The organism is Schaalia sp. (genome assembly GCF_050312375.1).
GTDB classification, from domain to species: Bacteria; Actinomycetota; Actinomycetes; order Actinomycetales; family Actinomycetaceae; genus Pauljensenia; species Pauljensenia hyovaginalis.
Window position 1 is genome coordinate 1 of record NZ_JBNOYB010000074.1, and the last position, 17,390, is coordinate 17,390.

At 68.3% G+C, this 17,390-nt stretch carries 12 protein-coding genes; 3 read left to right on the forward strand and 9 right to left on the reverse strand.

Features of this window, described 5'->3' with window-relative positions; translation table 11 throughout:
- Positions 1-118: 118 nt before the first annotated feature.
- The 9 genes from smc to ileS form a co-directional block, all read right to left on the reverse strand.
- Complete coding sequence (gene smc, locus ACQY7V_RS05920; RefSeq protein WP_303773177.1) at positions 119-3,637, reverse strand: chromosome segregation protein SMC; 3,519 nt, start codon at positions 3,635-3,637, stop codon at positions 119-121.
- Between the two features lie 63 nt (positions 3,638-3,700).
- Positions 3,701-4,159, reverse strand: a complete 459-nt coding sequence (ndk, locus tag ACQY7V_RS05925; RefSeq protein ID WP_154478515.1) for a nucleoside-diphosphate kinase — start codon at positions 4,157-4,159, stop codon at positions 3,701-3,703.
- Positions 4,160-4,285: 126 nt separating this feature from the next.
- The gene (gene dhaM / locus ACQY7V_RS05930; RefSeq protein ID WP_303843242.1) at positions 4,286-4,993 is read right to left on the reverse strand and encodes a dihydroxyacetone kinase phosphoryl donor subunit DhaM; all 708 of its coding nucleotides are present in this window, start codon (positions 4,991-4,993) and stop codon (positions 4,286-4,288) included.
- Positions 4,990-5,622, reverse strand: coding sequence for a dihydroxyacetone kinase subunit DhaL (gene dhaL / locus ACQY7V_RS05935; protein WP_154478517.1), 633 nt, complete (start codon positions 5,620-5,622; stop codon positions 4,990-4,992). The genes dhaM and dhaL overlap by 4 nt, the downstream gene beginning before the upstream one ends.
- A 9-nt stretch (positions 5,623-5,631) precedes the next feature.
- Complete coding sequence (dhaK, locus tag ACQY7V_RS05940) at positions 5,632-6,624, reverse strand: dihydroxyacetone kinase subunit DhaK (protein ID WP_154478519.1); 993 nt, start codon at positions 6,622-6,624, stop codon at positions 5,632-5,634.
- 94 nt (positions 6,625-6,718) lie between these two features.
- Positions 6,719-8,431, reverse strand: coding sequence for a bifunctional folylpolyglutamate synthase/dihydrofolate synthase (locus tag ACQY7V_RS05945; protein ID WP_428639327.1), 1,713 nt, complete (start codon positions 8,429-8,431; stop codon positions 6,719-6,721).
- Between the two features lie 188 nt (positions 8,432-8,619).
- Positions 8,620-9,183 (reverse strand): hypothetical protein, encoded by a 564-nt coding sequence (locus tag ACQY7V_RS05950; protein WP_428639329.1) that lies wholly within the window; start codon positions 9,181-9,183, stop codon positions 8,620-8,622.
- Between the two features lie 612 nt (positions 9,184-9,795).
- Positions 9,796-9,960 (reverse strand): hypothetical protein, encoded by a 165-nt coding sequence (locus tag ACQY7V_RS05955; protein WP_154478525.1) that lies wholly within the window; start codon positions 9,958-9,960, stop codon positions 9,796-9,798.
- Between the two features lie 397 nt (positions 9,961-10,357).
- On the reverse strand, positions 10,358-13,636 hold the full coding sequence (gene ileS, locus ACQY7V_RS05960) for an isoleucine--tRNA ligase (protein ID WP_428639331.1): 3,279 nt from the start codon (positions 13,634-13,636) through the stop codon (positions 10,358-10,360).
- 377 nt (positions 13,637-14,013) lie between these two features.
- Here ileS and ACQY7V_RS05965 point away from each other — a divergent pair, with 377 nt between their 5' ends.
- From ACQY7V_RS05965 to ACQY7V_RS05975, 3 genes are all read left to right on the forward strand, one after another.
- Complete coding sequence (locus tag ACQY7V_RS05965; RefSeq protein WP_428639333.1) at positions 14,014-14,841, forward strand: helix-turn-helix domain-containing protein; 828 nt, start codon at positions 14,014-14,016, stop codon at positions 14,839-14,841.
- Between the two features lie 74 nt (positions 14,842-14,915).
- The gene (locus ACQY7V_RS05970; RefSeq protein ID WP_428639335.1) at positions 14,916-15,770 is read left to right on the forward strand and encodes a hypothetical protein; all 855 of its coding nucleotides are present in this window, start codon (positions 14,916-14,918) and stop codon (positions 15,768-15,770) included.
- 182 nt (positions 15,771-15,952) lie between these two features.
- Positions 15,953-17,390: Ig-like domain-containing protein (locus tag ACQY7V_RS05975; RefSeq protein ID WP_428639338.1), on the forward strand; the 1,438-nt coding region annotated here is incomplete at its 3' end.

A 17,390-nucleotide genomic window follows, 5' to 3' on the forward strand; every position in this document is an offset into this window, starting at 1 on the left:
CTGCCCCGGGAGCCCCGCTCCCGGGGCTTCAGGCGTTCTCGGACGCTTCGGGGCGGGGAAGGCGACGCGAGGGCTCCGGAGTCCCCTCATCGCCGCGCGGGGCCTGCCGGGACGCCCCTCAGCGATCCAGACGCTGAGACACCACCCCGGTCACGCCGTCGCGCATCGTCACGCCGTAGAGGGCGTCGGCGATCTCCATGGTCCGCTTCTGATGCGTGACGATGATGAGCTGCGACTCCTCACGGAGCTCCTTGAAGATCGTGAGGAGGCGCGACAGGTTGACGTCGTCCAGGGCGGCCTCGACCTCGTCCATGACGTAGAAGGGCGAAGGGCGCGCCTTGAAGATCGCCACGAGGAAGGCGATCGCCGCCAGCGAGCGCTCACCGCCCGACAGGAGCGACATGCGCTTGACCTTCTTGCCCGCGGGACGCGCCTCGATCTCGATCCCGGTGTCCAGGGGCGAATCCGGATCCGTGAGGATCAAGTCGCCCGTCCCGCCCGGGAAGAGCACGTCGAAGGTGTGCGCGAACTGCTCGCGCGTGTCGATGAAGGCGGAGGTGAAGGCCTCCTCGACCAGGCGATCGACGTCGTCGATGATCGTGAGCAGATCCGCCTTGGAGTGCCGCAGGTCCTTCACCTGGGACACGAGGAACTCGTGGCGCTTCGCCAGTGCATCATGCTCCTCCAGCGCCAGGGGGTTGACGCGGCCCAGGCGCGCGAGCTCCTTCGACGCCTTGTCCAGAGCCGCCGCCTGCTCGGAGCGCACATAGGGCGCGGCTTCGGCCTCGACGTCGAGATCCGGGTCGTCCGGGAACTTCGGGACGAGCGTGTGCGGGCCGAACTCGGCGATGAGGTCCTCCGCCTCGAGGGAGAGCTCCTCGAAGGCGCGCCTTTCGAACTCCTCGACGCGCAACTCCACCTGGGCCCTCGCGATCCCGTCGCGCTGGGCGCGTCCATTCGCATCGGCGAGGGCGGAGCGGGCTTCTTCGAGGCGGGAGCGTTCGAGGCCCGTGCGCTCGGCGGTGAGGCGCCTGCGCTCCTCGGCGCGGCTCCGCTCCCGCTCCGCCTCCTCCAATGCCCGGGCGGCCGCCTCCACGCCGAGCCTGGCGCCGTTCTCGATCTGCCGAGCGACACCGAGGGCCCGCACGCGCGACGCCTCCGCCTCTGAGAAGCGACGCCGCTCCTCGCGCTCCTTCGCCGCTTGAGCCCGAAGGCTCCGGGCTCGGGACTGCGCCTGACGTGAACGCTCCTCCAAGGCCCTGAGGTTGAGGCGAGCGGCGGTTTCAGCTTCCCGGGCGCTCCTCGCTGCCGCAGCCGCCTGCTCGGCCGCGGCCTTCGCCGCATCGAGGTCCTCATTCGGGGCCTCCGCCTCGAGCGATTCGAGCCGGAGGCGCGCCTCCACGACGCGTTCCCTCGCCCACTCGATGTGGTCGCGCGCCTTCTCCGCGGTCGCCCGAGCACGAGCCGCCTCCGACGCGGCCGCTTGAGCGGCCGAATGCGCGCGCGCCCGCTCCTGAGCCGCCCTCGCCTGGGCGGCGTCCTCCTCGCGAAGCGCCCTCAATGCCTCGTTCGCCCTCTTCACCGCTGCATCGAGGGCGAGATTCGCCTCCTTCAAGCGCCCGTCGATCGCGGCGAGAACCTCGTGGGCCGTTTCGGCATGGGCGGCGGCCTCATCCATCTGCGCCTTGAGCGCCAGCAGGGAGTCGGTCGCCGCGCCCGATCCGATGAGGGACTCGCGGCGGATGAGCGCCCCGCCCCGCGTCACTGCCGCTTTCACGCCGTCTTCGCCGATCACGCGTTCGGCGGTGAGCAGATCGGGAACGACCACGGCCCCCTCGAGCAAGGGGGCGAGGGTGCCGGCCATCGTCGGTTCGACCGTCACGAGCTCGCAAGCCCAGCGCGCCCCCTCGGGCGCAGGCGAGCCCGTCGAGAGTTCGCCCGGCTTCGAGATGAGCATCCGCAGCTGCCCCGATGCGGCTTCCTCCCCGGCCCGCGCGTGAGCGAGCGCCGCCTCGAGGCCGTCGACGAGCACTGCGTCGGCGAAGGGGGCGAGCAGCGCGGCGATCGCGTTCTCCGCCCCCTTCTCGACCGTGAGGAAATCGGGGACCGGCCCCGCGACACCTTCGCGCCCCAGCAGACGCGAGGTGTCGTCGTCCTGGAGCGTCGCCTGCGCGAGCGCGTCACGGCGGGCCTCCCAATGCGCCCGATCCGCTCGCGCCTCCCGCTCGGCGGCGAGCAGTTCATCGACTGCGGCGCGGGCGGCATCGCGGGCCTCGACGGCGAGACGATGCGATTGCCCCGCTTCCCCCGTCCCCTCTCCTTCGGGGGCCTCGGGCATCCCGGCGAGCTCCGCTTCGGCGGCCTCTGCCCGTTTCCGGGCGTCGGCCGCTCCCTTCTCGGCTCTTTCCGCCTCCGCTTGGGCGGCTTCGAGGCGCGTCGTCGCGCTCGCTAGATCGCCGGTGAGCCGCGCGATCCGTTCGCGCCGGTCGGCGATCACGCGGTTCGCCTGCGCGAGCTCGGCCGTCGCGCGCCGATCGGCCTCCTCGGCCTCGTCCTTCGCGCGGATGAGCGCGGCGAGCGCGGTCTTCGCCTCTTCGACCTCGTCGAGAAGGCGCCCGTCCTCGAGGCCCGCGGCCTCGGCCCGTTCCTCGAGGGCGGCGGGGTCCTCGCCCATCGGTTCGGGAGTCGGGCGGCTGAGATTGCGCACGCGTTCGCCCGCGGTCCTTTCGGTTCCGCGCAGGCGCTCCGCCAGGGCGGTGATCTCCCGCCACCTCCGGTTCGCCTCATCCAGGGCCGGCCCCAGCGTCCTCTCCTCCTCCTCGAGTTCGCCGATCCTGCGGATCAGCTCCTCGATCCGGGTTTCCAGGGCCTGTCGGCGCTCGTCCTCCTTCGCGCCCGACTGGGCGAACACCGCGAGGCGTTCGCGCGCGTCCACGAGGTCATCGGCCAGCAGGCGCGCCTTGGCGTCGCGCACGCGGGCCTGGATGAGGGAGGCCTTCCGGGCGGTGCGGGCCTGGCGGGCGAGCGGTCCGAGCTGGCGTTGGATCTCCTGCGTGAGGTCGAGGACGCGCACGAGATTCGCATCCATGTCCGCGAGCTTCTTCAGGGCTCTTTCTTTGCGGCGCCTGTGCTTGAGGACCCCCGCCGCCTCTTCGATGAAGCCGCGGCGCTCCTCCGGAGTCGCTTGGAGGATCGAATCGAGTCGGCCCTGACCGACGATGACGTGCATCTGACGCCCCATGCCCGTATCGGACAGGAGCTCTTGAATATCGAGAAGACGCGCGGGCGTCCCGTTGATCGCGTACTCCGATCCTCCGCCGCGGAAGAGCGTGCGGGAGATCGTCACCTCGGTGTAATCGATCGGCAGGGCGCCATCCGCGTTATCGATCGTGAGTTCGACCTGCGCGCGTCCGAGGGCGGGTCTGGCGCTCGTTCCCGCGAAGACGACATCGGACATGTTGGAGCCGCGAAGCGTCTTCGCCCCCTGCTCCCCCATCACCCAGGCGAGGGCGTCGACCACATTCGACTTGCCCGACCCGTTCGGACCGACGACGCAGGTGATGCCCGGCTCGAGCCGCAGCGTCGTCGAGCTCGCGAAGGACTTGAATCCTCGCAACGTCAGGGTTTTCAGGTGCACGGGCCCAGAATACGTGGAAAGCGGCGTCCGCTTGGGCGGACGCCGCTCACAACGATGAGTTCCTCAGCCGTGGAAGACGAGTTCGGGGAACCACAGCGCGATCTCGCGTTCGGCCGAGGTCGGCGAATCCGAGCCGTGGACGACGTTCTCCACGTAGCTCCTCCCCCAGTCGCGCCCGAGATCGCCGCGGATCGTCCCCGGGGCCGCGAGCGTCGGATTCGTGGTGCCCATGAGGATCCGCATGCCTTCGATGACGCGGTCGCCCTCGACGACGACGGCGACGAGCGGGCCGGAACTCATGAATTCGACGAGTCCTTCGAAGAAGTGCTGGCCCCTGTGCTCCGCGTAGTGCTCTTCGAGGAGTTCACGGGAGGCCTGCTTGATCTTCAGGCCCTTGAGAACGTAGCCCTTGGCCTCGATGCGCCGCAGGACCTCGCCGGTGAGGCCGCGCGCGAAACCATCGGGTTTGATGAGAACGAGGGTGTGCTCCTTGTTGGAATCAAGAAGATCGGGGGTCGGCATCGTCCCGCCTTTCAGTCGTGTGCGTGCATGTGCAGTGGCGCTGATCTTACGGGACGAAGGTCCTCAGCGCTATCCCGACGGAGGGGCTCGCGACCCATTCGGTCACGAGCCCCTCCGAGATGCGGATCATTCCGCGGTTTCAATGGCCTCCACGAGCGCGTCGAGCGCCTCACGGGCATCGGGCCCGCAGGCCTTCAGCTCGACGGTCTCACCCTGCTTCACGCCGAGCGCCATGAGTTCGAGGACAGATCCCGCGTCGGCGTCGTTGATCGTGACCTCCGCATCGAAAGCGCCTGCGAGACGCGCGAGCAGAGCCGCGGGCCGCGCATGCAGGCCCACGGGGTCCGCGACGAGCGCCTTCGCCGACAGGCACTCGCCCCCGCCCTCGGCGAGCGGGGCCGCCCCGGGGGACGGGAGGGGCGCTTCCTCAGGGGCCGAGGCGAAGGCCGAGCGGGCCGCAGCGACGACATGAGCGAGGGGATCGCCCAGCTGGGCGCGCACAGCGGCGGCGATCGCGCCCTCGACGAGGGGCGCATCGACGAAGACGAGATGCTCTGGATCGTCGGCGAAATCGAGCACGGATTCCACCGTCATCGTCGCCGATCCGAGATCGGTGAGGATGACGACGCCGTTGCCCTCATCTGCGCCGACGGCCTCGAGCGCCGCCTCGACGGCGGCCTCGATCTTCTCGTAGGAGGTGCCGATCCCGCCCTCATCCGTGCCCCCGGCCGCACCGAAGTGCACCTCGGGCGCCATCTGAGCCGCGAGTTCGACGACTCCTTGCGCCAGTCGCTCCGAATGCGAGGCGATGACGAAGGCGACCCTGGGCATCAGGACTCCTCGGCCGCTTCGACGGCCTTGGCGAGGATGATCGACGAGGAGATCGCGCCCGGATCGAGATGGCCGATGGAGCGCTCCCCCAGGTAGGAGGCGCGCCCCTTCGTCGCCTTGAGCGCCTCGGTCGCCGCCGCACCCTCGGCCGCCGCCGCGGCCGCGGCCTTGAGGACGTCGAGCGCCTCGCCGCCCGCCTCAGCGGAGGCCTTCGCCGCGTCCATCGCCGGGGCCCACGCATCGACCATGGTCTTCTCACCGCGGTCGGCCTTGCCCCGGGCCTGGATCCCCTCGAGCGCGGCAGCCACGACGGCCGCCACGCCCTGAGCGCTCAGGGACTCCTCCGACGCGGCCTTCGCGGCCCGCAGGAAAGCGGTCCCGTAGAGCGGGCCCGCGGCGCCGCCGACCGTCGACATCAGGGTCTTGGCGACGACCTTGAGGACGTCCTGCACGCTCCCGGCGGGCTCGTCCTCGAGCATCTCCACGACCTTGGCGAATCCGCGGTCGAGGTTCTCCCCGTGATCGCCGTCCCCAATCTGACGGTCGAGGTCGATGAGGTATTCACGGTTCGCGGCGACGGCCTCGCGCGTGAGCCTCATCCATCGGGTCGCCCAAGCGGCGTCCAGTGCCATTCGTCATCCTCACTTCCACGCCGGCGTTGCGACCGGCGCATCGAACAGTTCGAGGAGCTCATCGTCGACGCGCAGCAGCGTGAGGGAGACGCCCGGCATCTCGAGGCTCGTCACGTAGTTTCCGACCATCGTACGCGCGATCTCCACGCCGTCGGCCTCCAGGAGCTGGGCGAGGCGGCGGTGGCAGATGTACAGCTCGGAGGAGGGGGTGCCGCCCATGCCGTTGACGAGCGTGATGACGCGGTCTCCGGCCTTGAGGCCGAGGTCGTCGCGGACCTTGACGTAGAGCTCGGCGACGAGGGCGTCGGCGGGCTCCATCTTGCCGCGCCGGTATCCGGGCTCGCCGTGGATGCCGATGCCGAGTTCGATCTCGTCGTCGCCGAGTTCGAAGGAGGGGGTGCCGGCGTGGGGGACGGTGCAGGGGCCGAGGGCCAGCCCCATCGAGCGCATCTCGGAGTTGACCTTCTCGGCGACGGCGGTCACCGCATCGAGGTCGTCGCCGCGCTCGGCGGCGGCGCCCGCGAGTTTCTCGACGAAGATCGTACCCGCGACGCCGCGGCGGCCCGCGGTGTAGAGCGAGTCCTCGACGGCGACATCGTCGTTGACGATGACGGAACGGACCTCGATGTCCTCCATCTCGGCCATTTCGGCGGCGGTCTCGAAGTTGAGGACGTCGCCCGTGTAGTTCTTCACGATGTGGAGGACGCCCGCGCCGTGATCGGCGGCCTTCGTCGCTTCCAGGATCGGGTCCGGGGTCGGCGAGGTGAAGACGGCGCCGGGGACGGCGGCGTCGAGCATGCCGAGGCCGACGAAGCCCGCATGGAGGGGTTCGTGGCCGGAGCCTCCGCCGGAGACGAGCCCGACCTTCCCGTCGGCCTTCGGGGTGGCGCGGGTGACGTAGTCGGGATCGAGGTGGACCTCGACGAGATCCGCGTGGGCGAGGGCGAAGCCTTCGAGGGTTTCCTTGACGACGTCGTGAACGTCGTTGACCAGCTTCTTCATGGTGCCTCCTTGCATCCGGCGAACGGTCTGTTCAGCGCCCATCGTGCCACCTCGCGGCGGCCCCCACTACCGAAAACGGGCAATCGACCGGGTTTCATGGACGGATTCCCGCGAGGCGGAGCATGTCCCCTGCAAGAACGACCGATCCGAAGACGACGACTCCGGCACGATCCGCGGTGTCCGCGCTCGCTTCGGCGAGTTCGGCTGCACGATCAACCGCTTCGGCGAGTTCTTCGCGCACATCCACCCTTTCGGGTCCGAAGACCTCCTCCGCGATGCGTCGCAGCGCATGGATGTCCGCTCCGCGCTCGGAGTCCATCGCGGTGAGGACGATCGATTCGAGGTGCGGCTCCATCTCTGCGAGCACCGATTCGATGTCCTTGTCCGCCATGGCCGAGTAGACGCCGACGACCTGCTGGAAGGGGAATGAGTCCTCGAGCGCCTCGGCGAGCGCGCGGGCGCCCGCCGGGTTGTGGGCGGCGTCGACGAGAATCGTCGGCGAGGTGCGCACGACCTGGAGCCTGCCCGGCGAGGTCGCCGAGAGCATTCCGTTCTCGACGATCCGCCCGTCGAGCTCCCTTCCGCCCATGAAGGCTTCGACGGCGACGAGGGCGGCCGCGGCGTTATGCGCCTGGTGCTCGCCGAAGAGCGGCACGAAGACGTCCTCGTAGATCGCCGAAGGGGTCCGGATGGTGACCATCTGACCGCCGACGCCCATGTGCCGGTCGAGGATCTCGAAGTCGCGGCCCTCCAGGCGCACGACCGCATCGACTTCGCGTGCGCGCTCGAGGATGATCTCGAGGGCGTCTTCGGGCTGCTCGGCGACGACGACGATCTGCCCGGGCTTGATGATGCCCGCCTTCTCCTTCGCGATCTCGCCGATGCTGGATCCGAGCCACTTCGTATGATCCAGGTCGATCGGCGTGATGACGCTGACTCCGGCGTCCATGGTGTTGGTCGCGTCCCAGAGCCCTCCCATGCCGACTTCGACGACGGCCGCGTCGACGGGGTGATCGGCGAATGCGGCGAAGGCCATGACGGTGAAGCACTCGAAGAAGGAGAGGCGCGGACCGCCCTCGTCGAGGGAGCGCCGGTCGACCATCTCGATGTAGGGGGCGACGTCTTCGAAGGCGGCGATGAAGCCCTCGCGTGTGATCGGCTCGCCGGCGAGCGAGATGCGTTCGCGCACGTCGATGAGATGCGGTGATGTGAAACGGCCCGTCTTCATCCCGAAGGCGGTGAGGAGGGCGTCGATGATGCGGGCCGTGGAGGTCTTCCCGTTGGTTCCGGTGACGTGGATGCTCGGGTAGGAGTTCTGAGGGTCGCCGAGGATGTCGAGAACGGCCGCGACCCTTTCGGTGGAGGGCTGCACCGAATGCTCGGGCGCGCGGGCGAGGATCGTCCGGTAGATCTCGTCGACCCGGGCGTTGAGGGTGACCGAGTGCGCCGCTTCGTCGAGGGCCGCTGCGTGCGCTTCACGTTCTTCACGCTCGGTTCGTTCGGCGGCGGCGTCCTCGGCGAACTCCCCGTCGACCGCCTCTTCGTCCTCAATTTCGGCGAGGATCGAGGGATCGGGACCGGCGAGCATGGAGGCTTCGACGAGGGCGCGCAGCGCCCGGGTCCGTTCGGCCTCGGCCGCGGCCGCCTCGTCGGCGCCCGTCACATCGGTGAGGGCGAGCTCGTCGGCTTCGTCGGCGGCCTCGAGGTACGGGAGCAAGTCCGCGGGGATGCCGCCCGCTCCATCCGCCTGTTCAGGTGCGTCGTCGCCGAAGAATGCGGGGTGCTGGTTCGCCACTGCGACCTCCATCGATGTGCGCGCGGGTCCGTTGCGCGGGCGGGTTTGAAGAACGCCAGGAGGAGAGTCTACTCGGCGGGAGCCGCGCTCGCCCGAAGGGGTTCGCAGTGCTGCGAGGGGTGACAGGACGCGGGGTGCGAGAGGCTTTCGTCTCTCGCACCCCGCGTTTCAGATTGTCTCTGCGACGTGAAGTCCGGTCATCATGACCGCTTGCGGCGTCCCAGCATCACGCCTCCGACTCCCAGTGCGGCGGCGAGGGGGAGCACGCCGATGAGGGCCGCGCCCGTGTTGGCGAGCTTCGCCTCGGAACGCTTCGAGGCGGCGGGGGCCGTCGTCGACGAGGCGGGGGTCGTGGTGGAGGCGGGGGCCTGCGGTCCGGAGGGCTTGTCCGCCGGCTTGTCCGAGTCGGCGGGCTTGCCCGGGTTCACCGGCTTCTCCGGCTGCGCGGGGTTCTCCGGCTCCACGGGCTTGTCCGGGTTCACCGGGTCGACCGGCTTATCCGGGACGACGGGCGGGACCGGGGCGTCCTCGACGACATCCATCAAGAGGCCGACATGATCGCCCGTGCCTCCGGCATCACCGATCCCGAAGGCCGTCATCCTCAGAAGTCCTTCTCCCTTGGAGACTCCCTCCACCGTGAAGGAGCAGGTGACCGACTGGTCGACGCCGAGGACGAACTTCGAGGTCGGGCTGAGGATCTCCTCGTGCGGACGGCAGGTCTTCTCAACGAGCTTGAGGGCGGGGCTCACATTGACATCCGTCACATTGAGCTCCTTCAGATCGGAGGTCCCGTCATTGCGCAGAGTGAGGACGATCCTGCGGGTCTCCCCGACCTTGATCTTGAGGACGGTCGACGGATCCGCCCCGTCGGCATCGGCGAGGGTCAGGGAGAGCGGTGAGGGCGCGGGCTGTTCGATCGACGGGTCCGGGTTCCCCTCACCAGCCCCCTTCGGCTGAGGCCGCGCCGATGGGCGCGAGGAGCAGCAGACCTCCCAGCATCGTCGCGCTGAAAGCGGTCATCGCTCGCGTTCTCATGATTCTCCTCCCTCAATCGGCGGGCACGACCCGCCAGGAGCCCACCCCGATGGCGGACTTCAAAGTTTAAAAAGGCTATCGAAGAGCGTCAGCGCGCCTCCAGTTGCCGGATAAATGAAAAGAGCCTGCGAGCTCCGCGATTCGTCTGTTTTCCCGCCTCATTCCGAAGCAGCAGGGCCCACTGGCATCTTCCTGCCAACGGCTGATACGCCTTCTCTTTTCACCACGAATGAGGCGCCCCTCGAGCCTCTCGACGCGATGGCGCGCACTCTCGCCGCGGCCCGGTTTCCGACCAGAAGCTCATCGATTCGACTTCCCCGCATTCGCTTGCCGCAGCGGAGTCATTGAGACGGCCATTCGAAGCTCTGCTGCTCGTCGATCCGTCCCATCCGGATCGCGAGATGCCGCAGGCGATGGGACGAGGCGAGGCGCGGATTCATGACGCTGCGGCCTCGAGGAAGATGATCGATGAAGCGCCTCATCATGATGATGAACGGCCGCATCATCGGCCACCTCGATGAGAACGATCATGGACCCGTCAGGGTCACCGCCCCCACGGGACCGTGGCACCCCGACACTCGGAGGGACGGCTCCTCGAAACGGTCTGATCCCCATATCGGTTAGCTCAGCCGTATGCCGAGATGCTCTTCTCTCCCCCGCGATCCCCCAAAGGTGCCCAAGAGGGCATCGGCTGGTGATGAAGGGCTTTCTTGGGCACTTCTGGGGTGCTCGACTGGGCGACTTCGCCTCGCGGGCCCTCAGCGTCGGCCCTCAGCGTTAACAGGCTGATGCTCACAGCTGCGCAGAGGTAATGCTTTCGATGAAGAAAGGTGATGACCTCGATGAAGAAAGGTGATGACCCCGTCCTCGGCGCCCGTGGCGACGAGGACGGGGCGCGACGCCTCACATCTTCGCCACGGACACCGAGAGCGCCTCGGCCTCGCCGATCCCGAGCTCGAGGGCCAGCGTCTCGTGCGCGATCATCTCACGGTGCGCCTCAACGGCGCCGACGTGCTCGGCGGGCACGCCCAGGGTGAGCATGATCCGGTCGGCGACGTGCAGGCCCGCATTCTTGCGCTCGTCCTGGACCGCACGGACGACGTCGCGGGCGTAACCCTCGGCCTCGAGCTCGGGGGTGAGCTCCGTGTCGAGCACGACGACGGTCCCGGAAGCGAGGACCTCGGCGACCTGACCCTCTGCGGCCTCGACCGTCGTCGTCACCGTGTACTGCTCGGGCGTGAGGACGACGGGCGCGCCCTCGACCATCACGCTCGCGAAAACGCAGGTCCCGTCCTCGGACACGCTCCACTCCCCCGCCTTCTGCGCCTTGAAGAGCTGCGAAGTGAGCTTGCGGATCTGCGGGCCGAAGGCGCGCGGATTGAGGCCGAGCTCGGTCGACACCTTGAGCCCCGACTCGGCGGGCGCGAGGAAGTCGACCGACTTCACATTGACCTCGGAGGCGATGAGATCGGCGAAGGGCGCGAGCGCCCCGGCCTGCTCGGAAACGACCGTCATCTGGGCGAGGGGCTGGCGCACGCGCAGCTGATTCACCTTGCGCAGCGAGTGCGCGGTCGACACGACCTCGCGGACCTCGTCCATCGCGGCGACCAGCGCATCGTCGGCGACCGCGTCCGGCAGGGACGGGAAGTCGACGAGATGGACGGACTCGCCGCCCGTCAGGCCCTTCCAGACCTCCTCCGACAGCAGCGGGAGCAGCGGCGCCGACAGCTCCATGAAGCGCACGAGCGCCGTGTAGAGCGTGTCGAAGGCCGTCCGGTCCTCATCCCAGAAGCGCTGGCGCTGGGTGCGCACGTACCAGTTCGTCAGGATGTCGATGTAGTCGCGGATGAGCTCGCAGGCCCTGCCGATGTCGTAGGCGTCGAGGGCGGCGCGCACCTCGTCGGCCAGGGACTTCGTGTGCGCGAGGAGGTAACGGTCCATCTTCCCCAGCGCATCGACGACAGAGGGGTCGGCGAGGTCGAGCAGCTCCGCCTCCAGGCCCTCGCCCTTGTTCGCCGCGCCCGCGTAGAGCGCGAAGAAGTAGTAGGCGTTCCAGATCGGCAGGAGCACCTGGCGGACCGTGTCACGGATCCCCGTCTCGGTGACCATGAGGTTGCCGCCGCGCACGACGGGCGAGCTCATGAGGAACCAGCGCATCGCGTCCGAGCCGTACTCGTCGAAGACCTCGTTGACGTCCGGGTAGTTGCGCAAGGACTTGCTCATCTTCCGGCCGTCGTCGCCCAGGACGATGCCGTGGGAGATCACCGAGGTGAAGGCCGGCCGATCGAAGAGGGCGGTCGCCAGGACGTGGAGGGTGTAGAACCAGCCGCGCGTCTGACCGATGTACTCGACGATGAAGTCGCCCGGGTAGTGCGACTCGAACCAGTCGCGGTTCTCGAAGGGGTAGTGGACCTGCGCGTAGGGCATGGAGCCCGACTCGAACCAGCAGTCGAGGACGTCGGGGATCCGGCGCATCATCGACTTCCCGGTCGGGTCGTCGGGGTTCGGGCGGACGAGCTCGTCGATGTATGGCCGGTGGAGGTTGTCGACCTTCACGCCGAAGTCGCGTTCGAGCTCGGCGTAGGAGCCGTAGACGTCCTCGCGCGGGTAGTTCGGGTCGTCCGAGCGCCACACGGGGATCGGCGCGCCCCAGAAGCGGTTGCGCGAGATCGACCAGTCGCGGGCGCCCGCCAGCCAGTTCCCGAAGATGCCGTCCTTCGTGTGCTCGGGCGTCCAGGTGATCTGCTGGTTGAGCTCGACCATGCGGTCGCGGATCGCGGTGACCTTGACGAACCACGAGGAGACGGCTTTGTAGATGAGGGGTTTGCGGCAGCGCCAGCAGTGCGGGTAGGAGTGCACGTAGGACTTCTGCTGGACGAGGACGGCGCGGATCGCCGGATCGCGGCGGGCCATCGAACCGGTCCCGTCGCGCAGGTCGGCGATGATCGGCTTGTTCGCGTCGAAGACCTGGAGGCCCTCGTAGTCGGACACCTCGGAGGTGAAGAGCGCGCCCTCGTCGACGGGCAGGACGGGCTTGATCCCGGCCTCCATGCAGACGAACATGTCGTCCTCGCCGAAGGCGGGGGCGATGTGGACCAGACCGGTGCCGTCCTCGGTGGTGACGTAGTCGCCGGAGATGATCGTCCAGCCCTTCGGGCCCGGTGCCGCGCCCTCGCCGCGGTGCTCGGCGTCGTCGTAGTAGTCGAAGATCGGGTGGTAGCGCCGTCCCACCAGATCGGAGCCCGTGAGGGTCGCGAGGATTTCGGGCTCCTCGCCGAGTTCCTTCGCGTAGGCGGCGAGGCGCTCCTTGCCCAGGACCACGGTCTCGCCCGCGAGCGGCGAAGCGAGGTCGGAGGCGACGCGGACCACGACGTAGTCGATCTTCGGGCCCGCGGCGACCGCGAGGTTCGAGGGGAGGGTCCAGGGCGTCGTCGTCCAGATGAGGACGAGTTCGGGCTTGGCGGCACCGGGCAGGAGGGGCTCTTCGAGGCGCATGCCGACGGTCACCGTGTTGTCCTGACGGTCCTGGTAGACGTCGTCGTCCATCTTGAGCTCGTGGTTGCTCAAGGGCGTGCGGTCGTGCCAGCAGTAGGGCAGGACGCGGTAGCCCTCGTAGGCGAGCCCCTTGTCGTAGAGGGTCTTGAAGGCCCAGATCACGGATTCCATGTAGTCCGGGTCGAGGGTCTTGTAGTCCTTGGAGAAGTCGACCCAGCGCGCCTGGCGGGTGACGTAGTCCTCCCACTCCTTCGTGTAGCGCAGGACGGAGGTGCGGCAGGCGTCGTTGAAGGCCCCGATGCCGATGCCGCCCTCGCGGGTGATCTCGGTGACGTCGTCGATGCCGAGGATGCGCTGGGCTTCGAGCTCGGCGGGCAGGCCGTGGGTGTCCCAGCCGAAGCGGCGTTCGACGCGGCGGCCGAGCATCGTCTGGTAGCGGCCGACGACGTCCTTGACGTAGCCGGTGAGGAGGTGGCCGTAGTGCGGAAGGCCGTTCGCGAAGGGCGGGCCGTCGTAGAAGACGAACTCGTTCTCGCCGGATTCGCCGGCGGGCCGGATGTCGATGGACTTCTGGAAGGTCTTATTGGCGGCCCAGAAGGCCAGGGTCTCGCCCTCCAACTGCGGGAAGGACGGGCTCGCCTCCACCTCGGTGTCGCGGTGGCGCGGATAGGAACCGTGCTTCGTCATCGTGTCCTCGTTCGTTCCGTCTCACAGGGACGAGGACCGGCGACGCCGGGACCCGCGGTACCACCCCGCTTGCCCCTCCCCCGATTCTCGAGGGCGGGGCCGCTTCCTTGAAGGCTGTGTCGGGCCCACCCGTCCGGTTCTACTGAGGCGCGCCGCATCGAAGCGCCCGTTCTTCCGGAGACTCCCCGGTGATACCCCGGCGCCCTCAGACGCAAGGCCGGATCCGCATCGCGCACCACTGTAGTCCACGGGGAGGGGTTCAGCGTCATCCATCGAGGTGGCCTGCGACTCACTGTTCTCAGGGGTTTCCCCGAATTCCGCCGTACTTTCCCCGAAATCCGAGCGCTGGAACGCGCCGGGCACCTAGCATTCGCTCCATGACGGTACACGCGACGAGCAGCCCTGAGGAAGCACCCGCCCCGGAGGCACTGCGCTCCTTGAGCAGACTCCTGCACGAGCAATCGGAAGCGGTGGCGAGGATGGCCGCAGCGGCCGAAGAGGCCGAGCGGCTCGCGGCCCTGCGGGAGAGCAGCCGCACGCACATCGACGTCACCCGCGACCCGGCCGAGATGCGCGCCGTGCACTCCGCCGCCGTCGTCGCGGCACGACGGCGGATCCGGGTCTTCGAGCGCAGCCCGCACCTGTCCCAGACGAAGGAGATCGCCGCCGAACAGCCCGCTTCCCTGTCATTGGGCGTATCGCACACCGTGATCTACGACCCCTCGGTCTTGAAGAACGAGACCCTCCTGTACGCGCTCCGCGGGGCGATCGCCCTGGGCGAGGAGGCTCGCGTGACGACGCGCCTGCCCTTCCGGATGCTCATCAGCGATGATCGGGTCGCCCTCATCATGACGCAGAACGAGGAGCGCGGTCTGCAGATGAGCATCATGCGCGATCCCGCCCTCGTCGACATCTCGACGCAGCTCTTCGACCACGTGTGGGAGCAGTCGATCCCCATGCCGAACACCGGTTCGTCCCCGATCGCCGATGAACCGACGCAGGAGACGACCGAGCTGCTCACCCTCCTGGCCGCGGGGTTGACCGATGAGGCCGTCGCCCGTCAGCTCGGGGTCTCGACGCGAACGGTTGCCCGCAGGATCCAGCGGCTGTGCGAGACCTTCGGCGCGACAGGACGCTTCCAACTGGGCCTGCAGGCGGCGCGTTCCCAGTGGCTCGACGCCCCGCACTCTCCGCGATCGCGCTGAGGGCGCCCCCGCCGAACCCTACCCGAAGTGACGAATCGCACAAATAGGATGTGTCTGCGGCTACCATGCCGCTCATGATGGAATCCATGAACCCTTCTTCGGGAGCGCTCAGCCCGGATGTCGCAGCATCGCTCGGACGCGTCCTCCTCGACCATTCGCGGATGCTCGCCAAGGCCGCGAGGAACACCGAGGAATCGGCCCGCGCCCTGATGTCGCAGAAAGAGGTATCGGTCGCCTTCGTCGAGGTGACGACCGATATCGAGGCGATGCGGAACCTCTACTCCGAGGCCATCTCCCAGGCGCGCACGCAGGTCCGGGCATTCGAGCGCAGCCCCCACCTTCATGACCCGGAGACCCATGTTCAGGCGGTCGGCCAGTCGGAGTCCCTGTCGCGGGGCGTCGTCTACAACGTCGTTTACGATCCGACGGTCCTGCGCCACCCTCAACTGCTCACCGTCATGCGCGAATCGATGGCGATGGGGGAACACGCCCGCGTGACCTCGCATCTGCCCTTCCGGATGATCATCAGCGACGAGGAGCTCGTCCTCGTCATGATCGAGGACCCCGATCATCGGATGAGGATGTGCGTGATGCGGGATCCGGCGATGATCGCGCTGTCGCTGAGACTGTTCGAGCGCTCCTGGGATCAGGCGATTCCGGTCCCGATCGCGGGGTCGACCCCCGTGCCCGAAGAACCGACCGGGGACGCCGTCGAGCTCCTCGCCCTTCTCGCCGCCGGACTGACGGATGAGGCGACGGCCCGTCAGCTCGGGGTATCGACCAGGACGGTGGCCCGTCGCGTCCAGCGGCTCTGCGACACCTTCGGCGCGTCCGGGCGTTTCCAACTCGGGATTCAGGTCGCGCGCTCTCAGTGGTTCGCCGCTTTCGATTCGCCCCAGAGCCCGTCTCCCCAGGCCCCCGGAGCGTGACGCTCGCGACTCCTTTAGTCCTTCGCCTGTCAGACTGCTCACGAAACGGGTGTCGCTTTTGCGCCGTGGCGCTTTCATGATCGCCGCTGAATGCGACTTCGGGGGGAAGGGCCTCGAAGAATGGTGGAGTACTTTTTCCGTCTTCCGATTGGAACACCATGCTCCACTGCACACGGCGGTTCGTGACCGCCGCTTGCGCGCTCGCCACGGCGTTCGCCCTGACCCTCATCGCTTTTCCGTTCCTCTCCGTCGATCGCGCGCTGGCGGCGTCGACCTGCGTCGCGCAGACTTCGGGGTTCTCCTTCCGTGACGGCGACCTGTCGGGCGGGGTGTTCCGGTCCGGTGCTGACGGCCTCGCCACGGTGGGCTTCCAGTGGCAGGTCGATCCCAATGCGAGTCCCGGCGATTCCTTCACGGTGAGGCTCCCCGACGAACTCGTCTCGGCCCTGTCCACTCCGATCGATCTCAAGAACGACCGGGGGGAGCTCGTCGCGACGGGCACGTGGGCCGGGAAGACCGCGACTTTCAAGCTGTCGGATTACGCGGCGAATCACGGGCACATTTCAGGCAGCGCCTACTTCTCGGTGAAGTGGGATCGCGCTGTCGTGAGCCCTTCGGGCGGGAATTACGACTTGTCCTTCACCGGATGCAGGGGCAGCGGGACCCTCAGGGGCGAGTACCTCGCCGAGGGAGCCGGGGGCGCGGAGCAGGCGGACGGGAAGACCGGCATCCTCGATGAGCCGAACGGCGTCCGCTGGTCGATCTTCGTCGAAACCGCGAGCTCCGACATCTACGCTCCGCTTTCCATCACGGACGAGGGCGGGATCGGCTTCGTCCTGTCCTGCGCGAACATGCGGGTCTACAACCGGACCCCGCAGCCCGGTGTGCTCAACGATCAAGAGATCGCGCGCGAGCGCTGGACATGCGCCGAGGATGGTCGCGGCGGCTTCACCGTGACCTTCCATCCGCTGTCCGACGGCCGGTATGTGGCCGGCGGCGAGTCGCTCATGCTCTCCTTCGACGGTACGACGACTCCGGCTGTCAAGGAGCTGTCCTCGATCGTCAATCGCGCGACGATCACGGGCGGCCCGAAGGGCGAGTCGCGCGAGGTCGAGGGGATCATTCGGATTCCCACTGCGGGCGGCGAGGGATCGGGGCACCAGGCGACCTTCTCGATCCTCAAGAAGACCGAGGGGGATGCTCCGGCCGCCTCAACGGAGTACGCCTTCGAGTACACGTGCCGCGGCGGGGACTTCGTGGATCTCGATGCGGTCACCGCGGGTTCGAGAACGCGGGCGGTGACGACCCACTCGGCGGCCGTGTGCGATATTCGCGAGAAGGATCTCGCCGAGGGCGCGTCGGTCGCGTTCACGGTCGAGGGCGCCGTATCCGAGCCGATCGACCGGGGTGTTCGGATCCGGATGAACAAGGGCGTCGACTCGGTGGTCTCGATCGTCGCGACGAATACCTTCCCCGTGAAGCCGGAGGAGCCCACGCCCTCGGAACCCGAAGACCCCACGCCCCCGAAGCCCGAGGAGCCCACACCCCCGGAACCCGAGAACCCGACCCCCTCGGAACCCGAAGACCCCACACCTTCGGAACCCGAAGACCCCACACCCC